22 protein-coding genes are annotated in these 22966 nt (G+C 42.6%); 18 read left to right on the forward strand and 4 right to left on the reverse strand.

What is annotated here, in order from left to right; all coding sequences use genetic code 11:
- Positions 1-8: 8 nt before the first annotated feature.
- From MST18_RS15260 to MST18_RS15320, 13 genes are all read left to right on the forward strand, one after another.
- Positions 9-758: a YciK family oxidoreductase gene (locus MST18_RS15260; RefSeq protein ID WP_078190639.1), complete on the forward strand. Its 750-nt coding sequence runs from the start codon at positions 9-11 to the stop codon at positions 756-758.
- A 169-nt stretch (positions 759-927) separates the two neighbouring features.
- The gene (locus MST18_RS15265) at positions 928-1347 is read left to right on the forward strand and encodes a hypothetical protein (protein WP_180036039.1); all 420 of its coding nucleotides are present in this window, start codon (positions 928-930) and stop codon (positions 1345-1347) included.
- A gap of 232 nt (positions 1348-1579) precedes the next feature.
- Positions 1580-1735: a hypothetical protein gene (locus tag MST18_RS15270; protein ID WP_180036040.1), complete on the forward strand. Its 156-nt coding sequence runs from the start codon at positions 1580-1582 to the stop codon at positions 1733-1735.
- Positions 1736-2045: 310 nt separating this feature from the next.
- On the forward strand, positions 2046-2456 hold the full coding sequence (locus MST18_RS15275; RefSeq protein WP_078193274.1) for an RcnB family protein: 411 nt from the start codon (positions 2046-2048) through the stop codon (positions 2454-2456).
- A gap of 239 nt (positions 2457-2695) precedes the next feature.
- On the forward strand, positions 2696-3106 hold the full coding sequence (locus tag MST18_RS15280) for an RcnB family protein (protein ID WP_168379728.1): 411 nt from the start codon (positions 2696-2698) through the stop codon (positions 3104-3106).
- 178 nt (positions 3107-3284) lie between these two features.
- Complete coding sequence (locus MST18_RS15285) at positions 3285-4346, forward strand: RNA-guided endonuclease TnpB family protein (protein ID WP_180107836.1); 1062 nt, start codon at positions 3285-3287, stop codon at positions 4344-4346.
- 86 nt (positions 4347-4432) lie between these two features.
- Positions 4433-5785, forward strand: a complete 1353-nt coding sequence (gene argA / locus MST18_RS15290; protein WP_078193276.1) for an amino-acid N-acetyltransferase — start codon at positions 4433-4435, stop codon at positions 5783-5785.
- A 405-nt stretch (positions 5786-6190) separates the two neighbouring features.
- Positions 6191-7087, forward strand: a complete 897-nt coding sequence (locus MST18_RS15295; protein ID WP_373686662.1) for a sulfonate ABC transporter substrate-binding protein — start codon at positions 6191-6193, stop codon at positions 7085-7087.
- A gap of 26 nt (positions 7088-7113) precedes the next feature.
- Positions 7114-8103 (forward strand): aliphatic sulfonate ABC transporter substrate-binding protein, encoded by a 990-nt coding sequence (locus tag MST18_RS15300; RefSeq protein WP_180132829.1) that lies wholly within the window; start codon positions 7114-7116, stop codon positions 8101-8103.
- 33 nt (positions 8104-8136) lie between these two features.
- Complete coding sequence (ssuD, locus tag MST18_RS15305; RefSeq protein WP_180132830.1) at positions 8137-9312, forward strand: FMNH2-dependent alkanesulfonate monooxygenase; 1176 nt, start codon at positions 8137-8139, stop codon at positions 9310-9312.
- Positions 9312-10127, forward strand: coding sequence for an aliphatic sulfonate ABC transporter permease SsuC (ssuC, locus tag MST18_RS15310; protein ID WP_078190647.1), 816 nt, complete (start codon positions 9312-9314; stop codon positions 10125-10127). Before ssuD ends, ssuC begins: the two co-directional genes overlap by 1 nt.
- Positions 10128-10137: 10 nt before the next feature.
- Positions 10138-10944 (forward strand): ABC transporter ATP-binding protein, encoded by an 807-nt coding sequence (locus MST18_RS15315; RefSeq protein ID WP_180036115.1) that lies wholly within the window; start codon positions 10138-10140, stop codon positions 10942-10944.
- A gap of 347 nt (positions 10945-11291) precedes the next feature.
- Positions 11292-11912, forward strand: coding sequence for a TetR/AcrR family transcriptional regulator (locus tag MST18_RS15320; protein ID WP_078190649.1), 621 nt, complete (start codon positions 11292-11294; stop codon positions 11910-11912).
- Positions 11913-11981: 69 nt separating this feature from the next.
- Here the strand turns inward: MST18_RS15320 and MST18_RS15325 are convergent, their stop codons facing one another.
- From MST18_RS15325 to MST18_RS15335, 3 genes are all read right to left on the reverse strand, one after another.
- On the reverse strand, positions 11982-12548 hold the full coding sequence (locus tag MST18_RS15325) for a 5'-nucleosidase (protein ID WP_180024672.1): 567 nt from the start codon (positions 12546-12548) through the stop codon (positions 11982-11984).
- Between the two features lie 118 nt (positions 12549-12666).
- A complete protein-coding gene (locus MST18_RS15330) occupies positions 12667-13743 on the reverse strand; it encodes an aromatic ring-hydroxylating dioxygenase subunit alpha (protein ID WP_180132831.1) in 1077 nt (358 codons plus the stop codon).
- Positions 13744-14001: 258 nt separating this feature from the next.
- Positions 14002-15150, reverse strand: a complete 1149-nt coding sequence (locus MST18_RS15335; protein ID WP_180132832.1) for a TDT family transporter — start codon at positions 15148-15150, stop codon at positions 14002-14004.
- Between the two features lie 207 nt (positions 15151-15357).
- On the opposite strand from MST18_RS15335, the gene ribF reads away from it, so the two are divergent.
- The 5 genes from ribF to MST18_RS15360 all read left to right on the forward strand — a co-directional run bounded on the left by ribF (position 15358) and on the right by MST18_RS15360 (position 20963).
- The gene (gene ribF / locus MST18_RS15340) at positions 15358-16359 is read left to right on the forward strand and encodes a riboflavin biosynthesis protein RibF (protein WP_111886018.1); all 1002 of its coding nucleotides are present in this window, start codon (positions 15358-15360) and stop codon (positions 16357-16359) included.
- Positions 16360-16422: 63 nt separating this feature from the next.
- Positions 16423-19269 carry an isoleucine--tRNA ligase gene (gene ileS, locus MST18_RS15345; RefSeq protein WP_180132833.1) on the forward strand — a complete coding sequence of 949 codons (2847 nt, stop codon included), beginning with the start codon at positions 16423-16425 and terminating at the stop codon, positions 19267-19269.
- Positions 19262-19801, forward strand: a complete 540-nt coding sequence (lspA, locus tag MST18_RS15350; RefSeq protein WP_180084480.1) for a signal peptidase II — start codon at positions 19262-19264, stop codon at positions 19799-19801. The genes ileS and lspA overlap by 8 nt, the downstream gene beginning before the upstream one ends.
- Entirely contained in the window at positions 19794-20276 is a 483-nt protein-coding gene (locus MST18_RS15355; RefSeq protein WP_180132834.1) for a peptidylprolyl isomerase, read from the forward strand. Before lspA ends, MST18_RS15355 begins: the two co-directional genes overlap by 8 nt.
- Before the next feature lie 144 nt (positions 20277-20420).
- Positions 20421-20963 (forward strand): NADPH-dependent FMN reductase, encoded by a 543-nt coding sequence (locus tag MST18_RS15360; protein WP_180132835.1) that lies wholly within the window; start codon positions 20421-20423, stop codon positions 20961-20963.
- A gap of 285 nt (positions 20964-21248) precedes the next feature.
- On the opposite strand, the gene MST18_RS15365 is transcribed toward MST18_RS15360, so the two are convergent.
- Positions 21249-22541 (reverse strand): glutamate carboxypeptidase, encoded by a 1293-nt coding sequence (locus tag MST18_RS15365; RefSeq protein ID WP_180132836.1) that lies wholly within the window; start codon positions 22539-22541, stop codon positions 21249-21251.
- Between the last annotated feature and the right edge of the window lie 425 nt (positions 22542-22966).

Raw genomic sequence — 22966 nt, forward strand, 5'->3', positions numbered from 1 at the left:
AGGTACGGATGAAATATTCAGAATATCAACCTCGCCCCGATCTGCTCAAAGATCGCATTATCCTGATTACAGGTGCGGGCGATGGTATTGGCCGTGCGGCTGCCCTCAGCTATGCCTTACATGGCGCAACCGTGGTTTTACATGGACGCACACTGAATAAACTAGAAGTGATTTACGATGAAATTGAAGGATTGGGTGCCCCCCAACCGGCGATTTTACCGCTACAACTGTCTAGTGCCTCTCCTCGTGACTATGAGCTATTGGTCGACACCTTAGAAAAGCAATTTGGTCGCCTAGACGGCATTTTGCATAATGCAGGGATCTTGGGTGAGCGAACTGAACTAGAACATTATCCTGTGGATGTTTGGGATGATGTTATGGCGGTGAACCTTCGTGCGCCTTTTGTACTGACTCAAGAGCTAATGCCATTACTGCAAAAATCTGAGCATGCCTCAGTGGTCTTTGCCAGTTCGGGTGTGGGACGTGAAGCCCGTGAACGTTGGGGCGCGTACTCGGTCTCAAAAATTGCCATTGAAGCCGTGAGTACATTGTTCGCCAAAGAAAATGAACACCCCAATATTCGTTTTAACTGCATTAATCCCGGTGCGACACGTACTGCCATGCGTGCAAAGGCGTATCCAGACGAAGATCCAAAAACTTTGCCTACGCCTGAAAGCATCATGCCTGCATATTTATATTTAATGGGTGACGACAGCTTGCATTTAACCGGTGCCAGCATAGATGCCCAAGATGAATAGCGTGAAAACCCAATTTAAAAAGGAAGATCGCGCTTCCTTTTTTTATGTCTTGAATCTTTACAACGCATCATTAACCGACTGATTTTGCAGTGACCACGCGAAAGTCGACTTGAGTTTTTAGCAAATTTGCCGATACTTGGGGCATTCTTTAAAAACATTGGATTGATACATGTCTGACTTTAGCAATATTACAGTGACTCCAACTGAGGATGGCATGGTTAACCTACTGGTCGATGGTCAACCGATTTCAGCAAAATATGGCATGAAATTCGACCCGAGTATCGTGGACGATTTAAAAGGCTTAGATGTTGGTCAAAATGCAAAATTATTTGAACAATTTATTTTTTCACATACTGACTTAAACTTTGAGCATGCCTATTTCTATGTCACTTGCATTCAAAAACAAGAAACAGGCTATCAAGTGATCACTAACTTTGTTTATCGCATCATTGCGCAAGATCAAGCACCGTTTGAGCATGTGATTACCAAACAAGGTGCAGCAATGACACCTGAAGATATTAATGAATTTATTCAAGCTCATATTCAAAAATCATTAACGGATTATACCGACCTGAAATACGCATACTAATTACGTTCCAAGTGACACATTTAGAACTAAAAAGGGCCATTTGATGCCCTTTTTTTAAACTCTTAGATTAGCATTTGAAATTCAATAAGCTTTGATCAATAGACAGCTTCATTACCCAATTTGCCTTTGATCGTATTTTTAAATTATTTTTATAATAATATTCGGTTTTTCAAATTAAATATAAAAGCATAGACTGTTGGCCATGACATAGACCGACGGCAAGGAGACCCAAATGGCTGATCAAAAACGCAAAATTGAAACCATTCGTTCAATTGAAACCTTACAACTGACTGAAAATTTGATCTCTGCAATGGACGATGCCGAGCAAGCTGAATCTGTGGCTCAAGCGATTTATTCACTCCAATGCCTCAATGAGCAGTGGTACTAAAACCCGAATTTACCCACCGTTTTCATTCCAGTATCTCTACCCTATTTGCCCATCAAGACTTGATGGGCGTTTTTGATCGTGCTTACAATAGACCTCAAATTTGATCAAGACTGCATTGCAAGGATAAAAAGCACGCATTATCGGACCATCGCTTTCAAGATGGAAAAATTGTTCTCGGCGCCAAATTTATCGCATAATATCCGCAATCTCTTCGTTTTATTTAAAGAAATATTCATCTTTCTTCACAGTTTCTCTGCATTTAATGCGTACAGTAGTGATATTGAAGATAAATTACTCATGAGGGTTGAACATGAAAAAGATTTTGCCAATTTTGGCTATTTCTTTCAGTGCTTTAATAGCAAGCAGCATCACGTCTGCAGCGCCTCACTTCAAGAACGATGAACGTGGCTTTGATGGCCCACGCGGCAATGCATATGGTCAAATGAAAAAAGATCGTGATTTCCGTGGTTATCAGGACGATGACGATCTTGAAGATCGACGCCGTATGCGTGAACAACGTGGAGTCAAACGTTTGCAACAACATAAATGGCAAACGGGCTATGTGATGCCACAGCATTATCGTGGTAATGGTTATAAAGTCGATTATAAAGACCATAACTTACCTAAACCATCGCGTAATCAGCAATGGTATAAAATCAATAATGACTACATATTGGTCAACTCAGATAGTAACAGTATTCTGAAAATTTTAGGTATGTAAGCCGTTTTAAATTTAATTTCGCCATATTTTAAAGCCCAGATCAACTCTGGGCTTTTTTATGAGGTTTTTTAATGTTTAACCGCAAAAGCTGATGCTGCCTAATGTTCAGATCATTTACACACCTTCAAATTTCCTCCATACATTTCACAATTCAACTATATTGCCCCCACGCTTTCTCTGAACTTTCTCGCTAATTTTGAATCATCAAAAAACAGATTAGAAATGTATAGAGGTGTCTCATGAACAAAATCGTATCGAGTTTAGTTCTTTCCGTATCGGCTTTGATGGCTACAACAGCAGCCATTGCTGCGCCAGACCATCGTCAAGATGACCGCCGTTACCATCCGTCATACCAACATCAAGACAACCGTTGGGACAAAGATCACCGTCCGAGCAATTGGAATAACAACAACCGTTATGACAATAATCGCTACGACCGTAATGACTTTCGTCGTGTAAATCCAAGCCGCGATTGGCGTGTTGGTCAAAGCTTTCCTCGTTATTTCGATTCAAGCCGCTACAAAGTGAGTGATCGTGAAGCGCGCCGTTTACCGAACACCGGTCGTTATCAACAATGGTACAAAATCAATGGTGACTACGTGCTAGTCAATGATCGTACCGATCGCATCATTCGCATTAAGAATGGCTAATCATTCGACGATCTCTTAAGTCCCTTTCCCAACACCTGAACACTGTTCAGGTGTTTTTTTATCAAATGGAGGGTAAAACTCTGTCCTTCAGGTCAGAGATATAAGCGACACGACATGAAGTGTCGTTTGATTTAACTAAGGACTATTTTCCTTGAGTTTTGATTGTTAATATAAGTACATGAAAACCCTTAAATTACGTATAAAAGACAAACATTGCAAGGTGTTAGACCAACTAGCATCAGAAGTGAACTTCGTCTGGAATTATGTCAATGATTTAGGGTTTAGGCATTTGAAGCGGAAAGGTGAATTTCTCTCTGCTTTTGATATGGCCAAATATACGAAAGGCACATCCAAAGAATGTAATTTACATAGTCAAACCATTCAGGCTGTAACTGAAGAATTAGTCACCCGAAGAAAGCAATTTAAAAAGGCAAAGCTGAAATGGCGTGTCAGCAATAAAAAATCAGCAAGGCGCTCTTTGGGATGGGTTCCCTTTAAAAAGGTGGCTATCAAATATGCCAATGGATATGTCCAGTATGGAAAACACCAATTTAAGCTTTGGGATAGCTACGGTTTAAGCAAATACACGTTAAAAACAGGTTCATTTGTAGAGGATAGCCGTGGGCGTTGGTATGTATGTCTTGTTGTTGAATCGCCTAAGCAAGATAAATCGACAGCAACCAAAGCGATTGGTATTGATCTAGGCTTAAAAGATATTGCCACCTGTTCTGATGGCACTGTAATTTCAAATCCAAAATTCTATCGAAAATATGAGCAGAAATTAGGTATTGCTCAGAGAGCCAGGAATAAGAAGCGTGTTCGTGCATTACACGCCAAGATTGCAAATAGCCGAAAAGATCATTTGCATAAAGCAAGCACCAAGCTTGTGAATGAAAATGCATTGATTATTGCAGGTGACTTGAGTGCTAAAAAATTAGTAAAAACCAAAATGGCAAAATCTGTTTTGGATACAGGATTTTCTGCACTAAAAACAATGCTCAAGTATAAATGCGAGAACGCAGGCGTATTGTTTGAAGAAGTCCAAGAAGCCTATACCACCCAAATCTGTTCGTGCTGCGGTGAGATCACCTCAAGTAGTCCAAAAGGTAAGACAGATCTTGGAATAAGAGAATGGGAGTGCATGAGCTGTGGTACAGCTCATGATCGAGATATAAACTCAGCTCTAAACATTCTTGCGCTTGGGCATAAGCGTCTAGCTGTAGGAATCACCCTCGTTTAAGGGGGTGAGGATGTCAAATTTGCTTTCCGCTGTCATATGTTTTTGTTTAGAATCATCCATACCAGAGCGAATAAACAGGCATAGGCATGCAAACGAATATCACTGAACCATCTTCCAGCACAACCTTACAGTATGTGCATTGGTTCCGTCATTCTGCACCCTATATTAATGCGCATCGCAACAAAACCTTTGTCATCATGTTTGATGGTGAAGCGCTGCAACATGAAAATTTTCAACACATTATTCACGATATTGCCTTATTACACTCGCTTGGTATTCGTCTAATTTTGGTGCATGGTGCCCGTCCGCAAATCAATCATAATTTACAAAGCAGCGGCATCCAGACACCATTTCATCATCATCGTCGCATTACCACTCGCGAATCCTTACCTGCAGTGATGAATGCTGTTGGCTCCATCCGTCTGCAAATTGAAGCCCTCCTATCTATGGGTTTAGCCAACTCACCGATGTACGGCGCGCGTATTGATGTGGTCTCAGGTAATTTAGTCACGGCAAAACCGTATGGCATTCGTGATGGTATCGATTTTCAACTGTCTGGTGAAGTTCGTTCCGTCGATATCGATGCAATTCAACGTCATTTAGATAGCCAAAATATTGTGGTGCTTGGGCCGACAGGTTATTCCACTACAGGAGAAGTGTTTAATTTATTGGCTGAAGAAGTTGCGACCAAAACCGCCATAAGCTTAAAAGCGGATAAGTTGATTTTCTTGGGCAAACAACACGGTTTGCACAATGAACATGGGCAGCTACAACGTGAAATTACACCTCATCAACTTGATCAGCATATTTTGCAATATCAAGATTCTAATCCCGATATTGCCCTGCATTTAAGCGTTGCCAAAGATGCCTCCCTACAAGGCGTGCACCGTGTTCATCTTATTTCCTATGCTTATGATGGCGCATTGATCGAAGAATTGTTCACGCGTGACGGTTCTGGCACCATGATCACTGATGCGCATTATGAAGAAGTGCGTACTGCCGATATTCAAGATGTGGGTGGCTTAATCAATCTGTTACGCCCTCTCGAACAAGAAGGTATCTTGGTTTATCGCTCACGCGAACGTCTGGAAAATGAAATTGGACAATTTGCAGTGATTGAACGTGACGGTACGATTTTGGCCTGCGCTGCGTTATACCCGATTCCTGTCACAGGGAATGAAAAACGCTCTGCTGAAATCGCATGTGTGGCTGTGCATCCGGGGTATCGAAAATCGAATCGTGGCAGCCAAATTTTGCATTATTTAGAAGAAAAAGCGCGAGATTTAGGTATTGAACAATTGTTTATTTTGACCACACGGACAGCGCATTGGTTCCTTGAACAAGGATTTGAACAAGTCAGTGTCGATGACTTACCTAATGCCCGTCAGGCCTTATATAACTATCAAAGAAACTCATTGGTTTGTAAAAAGTCACTTTAAAGTGGCTTTTTTTATGTGCTGAATAGCATTATTTTGCATAAGGTTATGCCGAATCCCTTGGCTATCCCCCTCAAATCACTTTGCAAGCCACAGAATAACCATATCTACCATTTAAATAACCATAATAAATAAAATAATTTCAATAACTTAAAATAACACTTAGACACATTATATGTTTTTCTAAAATCATATTTTTTCATAACTTTTGCTAATTTTTATTTATCTTTTTTCCTGATTTTAAATTTAAGTTTTCTTATTTTTTTCGAAAAAGAAAACTCTTTAGCTTATGTGTTCATAAATCAACAGTTCTGCACATTTAGACCTTTATAGGAGCAACACATGCGTACTCACAAAGCAAAACTTTGGACAAAAACACTTGTACTGTCTGCAGCGGTTGTGGCTGCCATGATGATGTCGGGCTGTGGCAAAAAAGAGGCTGAAGAAAATGTCACCTTAAATATCGGCTTCCAAAAATATGGCTTATTGCCAATTTTAAAAGAACGCGGAACCTTAGAAACAGCCTTAAAAAGCCAAGGTGTAAATATCAAATGGGTGGAATTTCCTGCGGGTCCACAGCTGCTTGAAGGGCTCAATGTGGGCAGCGTGTCATTTGGTGAAGTCGGTGAAGCACCGCCTATCTTTGCTCAAGCCGCTCAAACCGATTTGGTTTACATTGCCAACCAACCTGCTGTTCCAAAAGCTGAAGCGTTAATTGTGCAAAAAGATTCGGCTATTCACAGTATTCAGGACTTAAAAGGTAAACGTGTGGCCTTAAACAAAGGCTCAAACGTGCATTACCTGTTGCTCAAGTTGTTGGAAGCTAATCAGCTTAAATTTAGCGACATCAATGTCGTGTATTTACCACCTGCCGACGCACGTGCTGCTTTTGAAAAAGGTGCAGTTGATGCATGGGTAATTTGGGACCCGTTCCTTTCTGCCGCTGAGCATCAACTTAATGCTCGCACCATTGCCAATGGCGAAAACTTGGTGAAGAACTACCAGTTCTATTTGGCCGATCGTAAATTTGCTCAGGAAAATCCAAAAGTCCTGCAAGCTGTGGTGAATGAGTTGAATTTGACCACGCAATGGGTCTCAAAAAATCAAGATGAAGCGGCCAAGTTACTCGAAGGCAAAACCGGCTTAGGTCTAGATGTACTTAAAACATCAATTTCTCGTTTAGGCAATCAAGTGACGCCGATTACTGCACAAGTGGCGCAAGAGCAGCAGCAAGTCGCTGATGCGTTTTATAACGAAAAATTAATTCCCAATAAATTAAATATTGAGTCGGCCATTATCAAATAAGCCGACCACAGCATAAGGGCGATGCCATGCGTATTCTAAGAACATTTTCCATACTGACTTTAACCACTTTTGGCCTTGGACTCAGTGCCTGCCAAAAACAAGAAAAAGCACAGCAGGATCGTGAAAAACCAGCTGAAACAGCCGTAAAAACCTTGGTTATCGGTTTCCAAAAATCAGCCTTAAATTTGCTGGTTGCCCGTGAACAAAAGCTCTTTGAACAACAATTTCCCGGCGCTCACATTGAGTGGAAGGAGTTCCCTGCTGGCCCACAAATGTTAGAAGCCCTTGCGGTCGGTGCGGTGGATTATGGCTATGTCGGCAACACCCCGCCTATTTTCGCCCAAGCTGCCAATAAAGACCTGAATTATATTGGCTATGAAGTGGTGCCTGAACAGTCGCTTGCTGTCGTGATTCCAGCGGATAGCTCAATCAAAACCATTCAAGAATTACGTGGCAAACGCGTTGCTGTACAAAAAGGCTCGAGTGCGCATGAGTTATTAGCCAAAACTTTAGAAAAAGCCGGTTTGACTTGGAATGACATTCAACCGATTTGGATTCCACCAGCAGATGCACGTGCCGCATTTGATAAAAAATCAATTGATGCATGGGCCATTTGGGACCCGTTTTTATCTGCAGCGGAGTTGGATGCTCAAGCTAAAGTGCTGATTCAATCTGGTGATTTTCCAAAGACCTATTCATTTTATGTGGCAAATCCAAAAGTCGTTCAAGCGCACCCTGATGCCCCAGCTAAATTTTTAAAGGCCTTAGACGCTTCCGATCAGTGGATTGTGAAGAACCAAAATGTGGCTTTAGAGATTTATAAAAACAGCACAGGGCTGCAAAAGAATATTGCTGCACAAGCCTTTTTACGCCGGTCTAAACCATCTCCTGTGCGCTCGCTGACACCCGAGGTCATACAAGCACAGCAAAATATTGCGGACTTATTTAAACAAGTCCAACTGATTCCAAACAACATTCAAGTCCAAAAGCAAGTTTGGACACCTTCATCACATTGATACCCGAGCCATCAAAAATACAAGGAACTGAACATGAAAATTTTCTGGTTTATCCCTACCCACGGTGACAGTCGCTACTTAGGAACAAGTAAAGGTGCACGCCAAGTCGATCATGCCTACATGAAGCAAATTGCAGTAGCGGTGGATAATCTTGGCTATGAAGGCGTTCTGATTCCGACAGGTCGTTCATGTGAAGATCCATGGCTTACAGCTGCAAGCTTGATTGATGCCACTAAAAATCTAAAATTTCTAGTCGCTCTACGTCCGGGGGTGACAACGCCTGCACTGACTGCACGTATGGCTGCAACTTTTGACCGTTTATCTGGCGGTCGTATCTTACTAAACTTAGTCACAGGCGGTGATGAGCAAGAACTCAAGGGTGATGGTGTCTATGAAGATCATGCGACGCGTTACCAAACTGCCGCAGAATACACCACGATTTGGCGTGAAATTTTAACCCGTTCACATACTGGTGAAAGCTATACCTTCCATGGCGCACGCCTGAGTGTGGACGACGCAAAATTACTTTATCCACCGGTACAAAAACCGTATCCACCACTATGGTTTGGCGGTTCTTCAGAGGCAGCTGTTGAACTGGCAACGGATCAAGTTGACACCTATTTAACTTGGGGTGAGCCACCTGCTGCGGTAAAAGAAAAAATTGCAGTGGTGCGTGAAAAAGCCAAAGCCAAAGGACGTGAACTGAATTATGGCATTCGTTTACATGTCATTGTGCGCGAAACCAATGAAGAAGCATGGAAAGCAGCAGAAGAGCTGATCCAATATGTCGACGATGCCACCATTGCAGCCGCGCAAGCCAAGTTCAAAACCATGGACTCTGTTGGTCAACGCCGTATGGCTGAACTGCACAATGGCGACCGTAGCAAATTAGAAGTATCGCCAAACTTATGGGCAGGTGTTGGATTGGTTCGTGGTGGTGCAGGTACGGCACTCGTTGGTGATCCTGAAACTGTAGCCGCACGTATCCAAGAATATGCCGATCTCGGGATTAATACCTTTATTTTCTCTGGTTACCCACACCTTGAAGAGTCGATCCGTTTCGCAGAATTAGTGTTCCCACTACTGCCATTGGAAACGCGTCAGAAATTGGTTCAACCTAACTTAACCGGCCCATTTGGTGAGATCGTCGCGAACAACTACACCCCAGATGAAAATAAAAAAGCTGGAAAGATTCAGGAGCCGGCCTAATGTCCAAAACTGTTTCTGTTGAAACCTTCAAAGCACCGAAGGTTTCACGTGGAACACAACTCGGGCAGCGTTTGCTGCCTTGGTTGTTTCCTATTGCATTAATTATTGTATGGCAAATTGCCTCTGTTACAGGGCTGTTAGAAAGTCGCATTTTGCCTGCGCCAAGTGCGGTGGTGGTGGCCTTCTGGAACTTACTGATCAGTGGTGAACTGTGGAAGCATGTCCAAATCAGTGCGGGTCGTGCTTTGGTTGGGCTTTTAGTTGGGGGTGGATTAGGTCTTTTTTTAGGGCTGCTAAATGGTTCATCTAAAACAGCATCGACGCTACTCGATACCACGCTGCAAATGATCCGTAACATTCCTGCTCTTGCCCTGATTCCCTTGGTGATTTTATGGTTTGGGATCGATGAATCGGCCAAGCTTTTTTTAGTTGCTATTGGCGTATTCTTTCCCATTTATATCAACACCTATCATGGTATTCGCTCTGTAGATCCTCAACTGATTGAAATGGGCAAAAGCTACGGTTTGAGTGGCTGGCAACTGTATAAAGAAATTATTCTGCCCGGGGCTATGCCATCTATTTTAGTTGGTCTGCGTTTTTCACTCGGTCTCGTTTGGGTTCTGTTGATTGTGGCAGAAACCATTTCTGCACAAGCCGGCATCGGTTATATGACCATGAACGCACGCGAATTCCTGCAAACCGACATCGTCTTGGTCGGGATTTTATTGTATGCCCTACTCGGTAAATTAGCCGATGTACTGGCTGTTGCCTTAGAAAAATATTTACTCCGTTGGCACTCGGGTTACCAAAAATAAGGAGCATGTGATGACCGATTTAAGCATAAGCCGTCATGCAGACGACTCAACCCAACCTCAGCGTTCTTCTGTCGAGGATATCAATCCCCATGCGGTGTTGGGCGCAGAGATCCTGATTGAACAACTACACAAATTTTATGGCGATGTTAAAGTCCTTGAAGACCTTGACCTGCATATTCAACCCGGTGAATTCTTGGCGATTGTCGGTCGTAGTGGCTGTGGTAAAAGTACCCTGCTTCGCCTCATCGCCGACTTAGAAAAACCGAGTTATGGCGAAATTAAATTTAAGTCTGCTCGTCATATTCGTGAAGGCATCACCAGTGATGATATTCGTGTGATGTTCCAAGACCCTCGCCTCCTGCCTTGGCGTAGCATTGAGAAAAATGTGCAACTCGGTTTAAGCAAAGACCAACATGCCAATGCCACAGCACTCCTCGAGAAAGTTGGTTTAAAAGACAAAGCGGGGCTTTGGCCAACACAGCTATCAGGGGGGCAACGTCAACGTACTGCACTGGCACGTGCTTTGTCACATAAACCACGCATTTTGCTGCTAGATGAACCACTGGGTGCGCTCGATGCCTTAACACGTTTAGATATGCAGAATTTGATTGAAAAACTCTGGACTGAACAAGGGTTTACCGCGATTTTGGTCACGCATGATGTAAGTGAAGCCGTGCAGTTGGCAGACCGTATAATCTTGCTCGATAAAGGCCATATTGCCAAAGAATTTAGTGTCGATTTGCCCCGCCCACGAAAAAAAGGCATTGAATTTACTGAACTTGAACAACAAGTCTTACAAGCGGTCTTGGCCACTTAAGCTGTACTTGTGCAGGAAATCATCACTTAAACCGTGTGACTTCCTGTACTATTCAAGAACAATATCGCAACAAAACCATGTTTAGCATTGAGGGTAGATTTATCGCTTGTTGACAAATACATCACAAAAATTACGACAAATCATATAAATCCATGACTAAAAATAATGATTTATTTAAATTTCACCCTAAAATGATTATTTGAAATATTATGGCATTCGTCGTATTTATTTAACCGTTGAACAGAATAAACTGCCAAAATTCATAAAATTAAAAACGATGATTGTGCACAAATCTGTTGATTTGCCGTACAATTCAATATTCCCTTTTCATTTTCTTAAAAGAGCTAATGGAACAAAAAAAGAGTACCCAGAAACGCCACCAGTTGCTTAATGCAGCACTGGATGTCTTTTCCCTGTATGGCTTCAATGGCGCCAGCTTGGATGAGATCGCACAGATTGCAGAAATGCATAAATCGAATATTTTCTATTACTATGAAAATAAAGAAGCGCTTTATGTTGAAGTTCTGACAACGGTTCTACAAAAGTGGCTTGCTCCGCTACAAATGTTGGAAGCAGACCTTGAGCCTGAAGAAGCGATCACCAATTATCTATTGCAGAAAATTGAAGTATCTCGTACCCAACCGAAAGCCTCACGTTTGTTCGCACTTGAAGTCATTCAGGGCGCACCACACATTCTTGAAATTTTAAAAGGTCCACTAAAAAAATTAGTGAAACGCAAAGCCAAAGTCATTAGCAACTGGCAAGAACAAGGCAAAATTTCAAAAGATATTGATCCAGAACTTTTAATTCTGAACATTTGGGCAATCACGCAAAACTATGCTGACTTTGCAACCCAAATGGAAATGGTCACTGGAAAAACCTTACGTAATCGCAGTATGCAACAACGGATTATTCAACATACCGTCCATATGATGCTTTACGGTGTAATTCCACGCCCAGAAAAGTAAATTGAATTGGGTCGAATTGGCATACGACCATAGCATTCTATGGTCGCCGACCGAAATTAGCTGAATGCCTTATTTTACTGTTTGATATAATTCCAATAATTTCTTTGCGCCGAATAATAAATTTTCTTCCCAATCCAGATGTGCTGTGTCATTCGCACCATCGGTAATATATTTTACCGACACAAAGCGAACACCCAGTTTTTTACATACTTTAGCGATTGCGTAGCCTTCCATATCGACAAGATTACACGGTACTTTCGGCAGCCCAGTTTCAAAGCTGTCGCCTGTACCACAAATTCCTTTAGGCAAATGGCTAAACATGCTCTCTGGCTGAATTTCAGCAGGATGATCGGTATCCATCGGCGTCACCCCGACATCAAAACCCAAAGGCGATACATCCATATCCCGTTGTACAAATTTAGCCACTTCAACCAAAGCATGTGCATCAAAATGTGAACTTCCCGCTGTGCCCAAATTCAGTAAAGTACGACATCCGGTTTTTTGAATCACATCAAAGGCTTTAAATGCGGCATTGACTTTACCAATACCACTGTAATGCACTTCAATGCCTGCGGCTTCAAACAAGCCTTTAGATTCACTCGGCAGTGCCATAATTAAAGCGATTTGCTGACGCATAGCGGTCTCCTCAAATTGATGCCTTCATATAGCATACATTTGCACGTGCGCAGAAAAAATCAGCTTCAAAAATCACATTGCTCAGAAAAATAAACTCCTCAAGCAGATTCAACTGCTATCAAATTTGAAATTGCATCGGACGTTTGCCAATAAAAGATGGTGCCAATTGTTGGTCGTGACGTAAGGCATCTAAAATCTTCTCTAAGGCAATATGTGCCATATCCCCTCGTACACTATGCGAATGGGTCATCGGCATATGCTCGATGCCAGCTCTTCGCGCTGACAAAATTTTAATGTCTTGTTTGTTGACCACCCAAGTATAGGCATTCACAGCCGGCATCAATGCCTTAGACAACAATTTTGGAATCGGAAATTTATAACTAACACAGGTATAAACCCTTGACTCATACGGTCCCACAGGGCTAATCAGACTATTAAACACCATGCCCGACGGCTCTCCCCAATGGTATTCCACCAAGGTAATATTCGGCGCGATAAAACTGTCGCGGTGGACTTGTTCAGCACCATGCGGATTGGTCAGCCATGGCATCATGCCAACATCTGCATCATGGTCATGATAGTCAACGACTACTTTGCGCGGCCCCACATCTATGGTGGCATACACGGCTTTTCCCGACTCTGAACGAAACCAGCCTTCATGCACAAATATGGTATGGGTCACATCCATAATATTTTGTGCAACAGCGCCCATCTCGCCATCATAACTGCCGACCATGTAATAACTGACCCAGCCGGCTTGATCATAAAACGGTAATTTAAATATTTCTGGGCGTTCTTGTTTTGGCTTTTCACCGAGATAAATCCATACCACCCCATCTTGCTCACACACATCAAAACTACGCTGTTTAAAAGGATGCGGTTTTTCTGGAAAAAATTGTCCATTGACACTAGGAATATGCGCCACATGCCCATCGCCCTGATACGACCAGCCATGATATGGACACGTCACGCAGCCATCAGTCATTTTACCCTGAGACAAAGGCACGCCACGATGCACACATTGATCGAGCAATGCTGCGGCAGTTCCATCTTTTTGTCGGAACAGGACAATTTTTTTACCATACAGGGTGGCTGAAAAAGGCTGATCTTTTTTGAGTTCTTTAGAGGTACAAGCGACATACCATTCTTCTAATAATCCTTTGGCATCATCCCAAAAACTGGTTTGATTACACATAATTCGATCCTTATTTTTATCTTTTTGTTTTAATCCATATGCCTTGCTCTAGTTCCTAAATTTCAAGCAAGTTTATATCTCGAAGCCAGTTGATCTCTCGAAAATACGCGCAAATTTTATACATGAATGTTTTGCTTGGATAGCAAAATAACGTAACTGCATCACACGCTTGCACAAGCTCTATATTTGTTTGCTGAAATCCGTCAAAGCCAACGCGCTATATTTTTCTTCAACGGATTTACATTCACCCGACATCATTTAAGATGCGCGCTGAGCATCACAATACGCTTTTAAACACGGAGAAAAAAATAAGCTACCGCGATAAAACCCTTGTATGGTTTTCAGCATCACCAATAACCAAAGCGTACAGAGCAAAACTGCAAAAAAGGTGCCGCACTGTTGGATAGCATTTAATTGCGTATGTTCCGCCAAATGGATGACCGCCAAACTAAAAACGCCGAATGGAAATGTCATCGCCCACCACCCGAGATTAAAGGGTAAATCTCGCAAATGTTTTAGCGTGATGAGTATAGCGATTCCAAACCACCATACACCAAATCCAAGCAGAACAAGGGCTGCGAACACGCCGCCTTGAAGCAACACCTGTCCTAAATCAGCCAAGTCTACCGCTGTCAAAATACGTGGGGCTTGCTCGCCCAAAACTAACAGCGCTAAAGCCCCTGTCCCAATCGGTCCTAAGGCCAACCAACTGCTGATCGCCATATCCTTGCTTGGCAATTGATGTAAAGCCAGACGCAGCAACAAAATGCTTAAGATGGCAAATGCTGGAAATACTGAGATCCCCCAAAGCAGATAACTCCCCAGCAAAATATGGACAGCATGGGCCTGTGCAGGTAAATGCGCCAACAATAAACCGCCTGAACTGGCAGCCACCTCGCAAGCCACTATCGGCAATAACCATACTGCAGTCATGCCTTGCAGCGCATGTTGCTGACGACTAAACATCAGAAATGGAACACACCATGCAATCGCAATTGCCATCAACACATCGACATACCATAAATATTCAGCCCATGTGATGATGCTTACGCCCAAAAACTCAGTGTACAGCGTGGCGCCAAATTTCAATGCGCCATTGATCAGGGTTGCCAGTGCCATGGGAATTGCCCCCAGAAATAAACTCATCACCGGATGCTGGAAAATCTGCTTGGCTTCTTGTGGGTATAAGATCCATCGGCTGAGATACATCCCACTAAACAATATGAACAACACGATGCTGATCTGCCACAACCCTGCTCCGATGGACCACATCCACTGCGGCGCCAACGGTATAGATGGTAAAATGAGGGCCACCACACCTGTGCCCATCACCACCGTAAACCAGTTTGGGGTGAAATGACGAATCAAGTCTTGTTTATGCTGGAGTTGATAAAATGGCATTTTCATCGCATGATGCTCATCAAAATGGAATGTCTATAGTTTAAGCACACCATTAAATAAGAAAAATTGATTAATATTTATTTTTATAATTTATTTTACTGATAATAAATTCATCTCTGCATAAAAAAACTTGAGTAAAAACACAACAACAAGACGAACGCAGAAGATTATGGCAATATATACCCTCAAACATTTTCAACAATTGATTCGCCCATGAAGCTGCTCCGTCTAAATGCTTTAGCGCCCCACTTAGAACTCCCCAAAACTGCCGTGACCATTGGCAATTTTGATGGCGTACATTTGGGTCATCAAGCGATGGTCAGCCAGCTCAAAGACATAGCACAGCAACAAAACTTAAAAACAGCTGTGATGATTTTTGAGCCACAACCACTTGAATTCTTTAAAGCTTATGACGCTCCACCTCGAATCAGTTCACTACGTGAAAAAGTCGAATATTTAACTGAACTGGGCGTCGACTATATTGTGGTGGCGAAATTTGACAATGCCTTTCGTAATCTCAGCGCTGAAGAATTTGCCGATATTTTAAAAAATAAACTCAATACACAAAGTTTAGTTTTGGGCGAAGATCATCACTTTGGCAAAAACCGTCAAGGCAATAGCGAATTTTTACGCCAATACGGCTTCCAAGTCACAGCCCTGCAGAATGTCGAAGTCGATGGCGAACGTGTCAGTTCGACACTGGTTCGTCAGACTTTACAAGCAGGTGACCTTGCCCATGCCGCAAAACTTTTAGGTCGTCCTTATAGCATCACCGGTCGTGTGCAATATGGTGATCAAATCGGTCGCACGATTAATTTTCCTACCATTAATGTGCGTTTAAACCGTCATAAACCTTGTTTAAATGGCATTTATGCAGTCGATGTCATTTGTGAAACCGAATCTTTAACAGATAAAGTAAAAAGCGAAAATGCTGACAAATTAGGGGTTGCAGGTTATGCACCCTCTGCCCTGTTTGGTGCAGGGCATGTTGGTACGCGTCCCGCGATTAAACAGGAACATCCTGAATGGCGATTAGAAGTACATTTTCCTGATGTTTCTGCTAATCTGTATGGCCTGTTAATGCGGGTGACGTTCTTGAACTTTTTACATGGCGAAAAGGACTACCCTTCGCTTGAAGCACTGAAAGCAGGAATTGATGACGACGTCGAAAAGCTCCTTGAGTTTCGAGGTCAGCACCCTCATTTCCCCTTTTAAACCCCGATTATTTATTGTAAAACGCGTCAGTCAACGGGCTGATAAATTTGGAAGACAACTTGCATGAGCGATAAGCAAACTCCTGAAAATGCAGTGGATTATAAAGCCACGCTAAACCTCCCAGGTACTGAATTTGCGATGAAAGCAAATCTCGCAGTACGTGAAGCGAAATGGTTAGAAGAGTGGTATGCCGACAACATTTATCAGCAGATTCGTGCATCGCGTATTGGCAAGAAAAAATATGTGCTTCATGACGGCCCTCCATACGCAAATGGCCAAATTCACTTAGGCCATGCGGTGAATAAAGTCCTGAAAGACATCATCATCAAAAGCCGTGTGATGGACGGTTTTGACGCACCGTATGTACCAGGCTGGGACTGTCACGGTCTTCCAATCGAACTGAAAGTTGAAGAAAAAGTCGGTAAAGTCGGCGTAAAAGTAGATGCCTCAACTTTCCGTAAAGCCTGCCGTGAATATGCTTACACCCAAGTCGAATTACAGAAAAAAGACTTCGTGCGTATGGGCGTATTTGGTGATTGGGACAATCCTTACCTCACCATGAACTTCAAACAAGAAGCCGACATCGTTCGTTCGCTCGGTGAAATTGCCAAAGCAGGCCATATTGAGCCGGGTCTTAAACCTGTGAACTGGTGTTTGGACTGTGGTTCTGCCTTAGCTGAAGCTGAAGTGGAATACGAAGACAAAAAATCAGATGCGATTGACGTTGGTTTTAGCGTTGTTGATTTAGCTGATTTATCTGCACGCCTAGGTGTTACAGTTAGCGATTCTACAGATATCGTGATCTGGACAACTACGCCTTGGACCATGCCTGCCAACCAAGCGGTTGCTCTACACGCTGAACTTGAATACCAATTGGTGAAAGCAACTGGCGAAGACAAAGCAGCGCAAAACTTCATCCTTGCAAAATCATTGGTTGAATCTGCAACTCAGCGTTATGGTTTTAACGCAGTAGAAGTGATTGCTGAATTTGCTGGTGCAAAACTTGAAAATCTAGTACTACAACATCCGTTAATTGCTGAACGCCAAGTGCCAGTGATTTTGGGTGAGCATGTCACAGACGGCAGTGGTACAGGTGCTGTACATACAGCGCCAGGCCATGGTGTGGACGACTATAAAGTTGGCTTACAGTACAACCTGAAAGTCGACAATCCAGTCGGCGGCAACGGTGTGTATTTACCAACTGCGCCAATTTTTGCAGGCGAACACATCTACAAAGCTAATCCAAAAATCATTGCTGCTTTAACCGAAGCAGGCAAACTTTGGGCACATGTGGTGATCAAACATAGCTATCCACATTGCTGGCGCCATAAAACACCGATTATCTTCCGTGCAACACCGCAATGGTTCATCAGCATGGATGCAAAAGGTTTACGCCAAGGTGCATTGAACGCGATTGAAAATGACATCAGCTTCGTACCGGATTGGGGTAAAAACCGTATCCAATCGATGATTGAAGGTCGTCCAGACTGGTGTATCTCACGTCAACGTACATGGGGCGTGCCAATTCCATTCTTCGTGCATAAAGACACCAACGAACTTCACCCGCGTACGCCTGAGCTGATCGAAGAAGTGGCGAAGCTGATTGAACAAGAAGGTATTGACGGCTGGTATAACCGTGATGCGTCTGAGTTTATCGGTGCAGATGCAGAGCAATACAATGCAGTTCGTGACACTCTAGACGTTTGGTTTGACTCTGGAACAACACACTTTGCAGTACTCCGTGAACGTGAAGAATTGCAAGACCCTGCTGACTTGTACCTTGAAGGTTCTGACCAACATCGTGGCTGGTTCCAGTCTTCATTGTTGACGTCTATGGCGATTAATAACCGCGCACCTTACAAAGGCTTATTGACTCACGGCTTCGTTGTTGACGAAAAAGGCCGCAAAATGTCGAAGTCGATCGGTAACGTGATCACTCCACAAGACATCATCAAAGACATGGGTGCAGATGGTCTACGTTTCTGGATCGCCTCTGCAGACTACCGTTATGAAATGACTGCGGGTAAAGAAATCTTCAGCCGTGCATCAGATGGTTACCGCCGTATCCGTAACACATTGCGTTTCTTGTTGGCTAACTTGAATGGCTTCAAACCATCGACGGATGCGTTGCCTGTTGATCAATTGATCGCACTGGATCAATACATCTTGCAACGTGCTGCGGAAGTACAGAAAACCATTCAGCAAGCCTATGAAGATATGAACTTCCATATCGTGACCAGCGCATTGACCAACTTCTGTATTAATGACTTGGGTGGTTTCTACTTAGACATCATCAAAGACCGTCAGTACACTACGAAAGCGGACTCTCAAGCACGCCATTCTGCGCAAACTGCGTTGTATCACTTGGTACAAGCATTTGTTCGTTGGATGTCACCAATCTTAAGCTTTACAGCACAAGAAGCTTGGCCATTGATCCCTGAGCAATCAGAGAAATATGTATTTACTGCTGAATGGTATGACATTCCAGTCGCATCTACAGCAAATTTAGTGACTGAAGCTGAATGGCAAACCTTGATCACCGTTAAATCTGCAGTGAACAAGTTTATTGAAGCTGCACGTACTGCAAAAACTGTGGGTTCAAACTTGTCTGCTAAAGTTGAACTTTGGGCCAATGCTGAGCTGAAAGCTGTTTTAGACAAATTCGGTGAAGAACTGCGTTTTGTCCTCATCACTTCTCAAGTGATTGTCAATGAGTTTGATGCAGCGCAAGGTGAAGCCTCTGACCTTGATGGTTTAAATGTCAAAGTCTCTGCTGCTGATGGTGAAAAATGTGCACGCTGCTGGCATGTACTGCCAGATGTGAATACACATCACGAACATCCAGGTCTTTGTTCTCGTTGTATTATTAACCTTCCTACAGGTCAAGGCGAAGAGAGAAAATATGCCTAATCCACAAGAAAAAAAGGGCTTCTTTCAATTCTACCCACACAATTTAGTGTGGGTGGGCTTATCCATTGTTGCCATTATTTTAGATCAATGGACCAAATGGATTGCAAGTACACATCTGAACTACGCAGATCCTGTACCTGTCATGCCCTTTTTAAATTGGACATTACTACATAACTATGGCGCAGCCTTTAGTTTCTTGTCCGATGCCGGTGGATGGCAACGTTATTTCTTTACTTCACTCGCAGGACTTGTGTCTGTCATTTTTGTATTTTGGCTCATGCGTATGCCAAAAAACGTGAAAGTTTTACCACTTGCGATTGCCCTCATTTTAGGCGGCGCAATCGGTAACTTAATTGACCGTGTATCTTTAGGTTATGTGGTGGATTTCATTCACGTGTATTACAACAACAGCCACTTTCCTGCATTTAATATTGCAGACAGTGCCATTACTTTAGGCACGATTCTGCTTCTTATTGATACGTTTTTCTTAGAAAAACACCGAATTCAACGTGCGGAAGCGCAAAATGACTGATTTTATCAATCCTAACGAGGAAACTCGTATTGAAGAAGGCTCTAAAGTAGACCTTCACTTTTCTGTTGCTATTGAAAATGGCGTAGAAATTGACAATACCCGTAGCCGTGCTGAACCTGTCAGCCTTGTCATGGGTGATGGCAGCTTATTACCGGGTTTTGAGAAGGCTTTATTCGGTTTACGTGCAGGTGACCGCCGTACCGTGAGCCTTCCTCCTGAAGATGCTTTTGGTCCTTGGAACCCTGAAAATGTTCAAAAATTCGATACTGTAAAATTCGAACAACGCCCTGTTGAAGGACAAATGATTGAATTTGAAGATAAAGCCAAGCAAAGCTTATTTGGTGTGGTTAAAACTGTGGGTGAAGACATCACTGAAGTTGACTTCAACCATCCTTTGGCCGGCAAAGACATTACTTTTGAAGTTGAAATTTTTAAAGTGACGCCTGCGGGTCAACAAGGCATCAAAATCATGTAAGGAATTTCCATCCTATAAAAAGCTCCTTCTGGAGCTTTTTTTAAAGCTTGGGATTTGTCGTCTGTTCAGCATTTCAATACAATAATCTTGTTTTCAGAGATAACATGTTTTGATGTTAAATAAATCAATTGAAAAGGATAATAAATGAATATTTTTATTGTGGTGGGTAGTGTTCGTGAAGGTCGTACTGCGATCAAAGTGGCTGACTGGATTCAAAAAACGATTCAATCTTATGATTACAGTACCGTCAACACTGAAATTATCGACTTAAAAGAATGGGATTTGCCTTTTTTTGCTGGCGCAAACCCTCCTTTGACCGGTATTTATGATCAGCCTAAACAACAAGAATGGGCAGATAAAATCGCACAAGGCGATGCATTTATTTTCATTAGTCCTGAGTACAACCATGGCTACAGTCCAGTACTGAAAAATGCTTTGGATTACCTAGGTAAAGAATGGCAAGGTAAACCTGCGGGTTATGTCAGTTACGGCGGCAGCAATGGGTCACGTTCGATCGATCAGATTCGTCAGGTGGCAACACAGTTAGGGTTGATTGACTCGAATGCTGTGGTTGAGATTCGCGATATTTTCGCACGTAACCGTGCTGAAACCTTTGAAGGTAATGAGTTTGATAACAAAGCTCTAAAATCTGTGTTTGATAAATTGGTGCAGTATGTCAGTGCTTAACTCATGTCATGCGTTCGATGTAAGAAAATGCTTACAGCAGATGGCGTCCTTGACCACTATGCTAATTGAAGCACCTTATTTATAGTTAAACCATACAGAGACAGGAAGTTTCTAGAATAAAAAGAATGGAACATGCAGGAAGCGATTGATTTGACAGGAGTTGAATCTTAGCAATATACGAAAAAGCCCCAACAGGACGTTGGGGCTTTTTCATTTCGTTCTGTATGCTTAATCATAATGAAGCCCACCTAGGTAGGCTCCTTCTAATCATTGCGATATAGAATATTATCTTGCTTTCGACACATCCACAATTAATCGTGTTGCCAAATACAAACGCGGAATAATACTGTCTTTTAAAATATATTCTGCATTGCTTGAGTGAGCCCCATCTCCTGATAATCCCATTCCCTCAATTATAGCAGCTTTCGACTTTACTCCAGCAAAAGCAGCATCAGTACCGCCTCCTGTTGGAGTCAAAGAAACAGTCAATGGAATGTTTAACTCATTTTTATAGATGTCTTGCGCTTTTTCAGCCAAATTTTTAGAGGCATCATTTACAGCCAACGGTGGACGGCGGACTTCAAATTTCACACTGACTTGGCTATCTGATAACTTTTTATTTTTGATTTTCTCATTTAACGTTTTTTCCACGGCCTCAAAGTCTTGGACACGTAGTGCTCTGACATCCGCCTGTGCAGCAGCATGTTCTGGAATGACATTGCGTGTTTTACCCGCTTCCGCCACAGTCCAATTCAGCTTTAACCCAGTGTTAGGATCAGATAGATTTTGCATTTGTGCGATTTGGTGAGAGAGCTCAGTGAGTGCATTCACCCCTGCCTCAGGTTTCACACCGGCATGTGAAGATTTTCCTTTAATTTCTAAATAGGCTGCGCCAATGCCACTGGTTGCCAGACGTAAGTTACCATCTTTACCGCCCCCTTCAAAAGACAACACCACATCCTGATCTTGTGCTGTTTCTGTAATCAACTTACGTGAGGCAGGTGAGCTGATTTCCTCATCTGAATTCATCAAAACAGTGATCGTGCCATAGTCTTTATAATTCAATTTTTTAAGGGTATTCAAAACATGCAAAATTGCAGCTACCCCTTGTTTATCATCAATGATACCTAAGCCATAGACCTGATTACCGTCAATTTTAAACGGTTGGTTTTTAAGCATTCCCCGTTCATAAACCGTATCCATATGCGCGATCATCATGATTTTACTTTTACCTTGACCTTTCAATACCCCTTTAACTATTGGTCCCATTTTCTCAGGTGTATCGTCCATGCGATAAATATCTGTACTTTCGATCACACTCACTTCAGCACCGACATTCTTCAACTGATCTGCCACCACTTTGGCCATTTGATTCAGGCCTTCAAGATCCTTACTGCCGGATTCAATATTGACCAAGGTTTTCAAGGTCTCTAAATAACTTTGCTTTTGACTTTCCGCAATTTGCATAATCTCTTGTGGAGATGCTGCCCAACTTGCTGAAGCACTAAGCGCAATGACGCAGCCTAATGCGAGCTGAAGTTTTGATGTCGTCCGTTGTTGTGTAAGTGTTCTTAGCATCGATCTTATTCCCTGTATATTTTTCATTATGAATTTTTAATGTCTGATAAATTAATTCACCATTCAACCAATTAATCGCAAAAATATGTAACACCGCTGATGAAGATTTTAATCTCATCAAAACCAGCTTCCCGCTGTTTTAAAACAGGTTTAGATCGATTTGGGTCAATAGTTCTATCGGTCGATAGCCTTAATGCTGTGCAATACATTGACGCGACGGACAAAATGATAATTTAGGTGTTGTACGTTTTGGCTTACATCAGATACGGATAATAGACACTATTCACGTTATTGGATTACTTTTATATTAAGGTCATACAGCGACAGGATGTCACTGAACATAAAACAACAATGATAAGACGATGAGCAGGAAGCTTACGGTAGGACAGGAGTTATACCGCTAGAATGAATCCGAAAAAGCCCCG

Source organism: Acinetobacter sp. YH12068_T, assembly GCF_024606005.1.
In the GTDB taxonomy this organism is placed as follows: domain Bacteria; phylum Pseudomonadota; class Gammaproteobacteria; order Pseudomonadales; family Moraxellaceae; genus Acinetobacter; species Acinetobacter amyesii.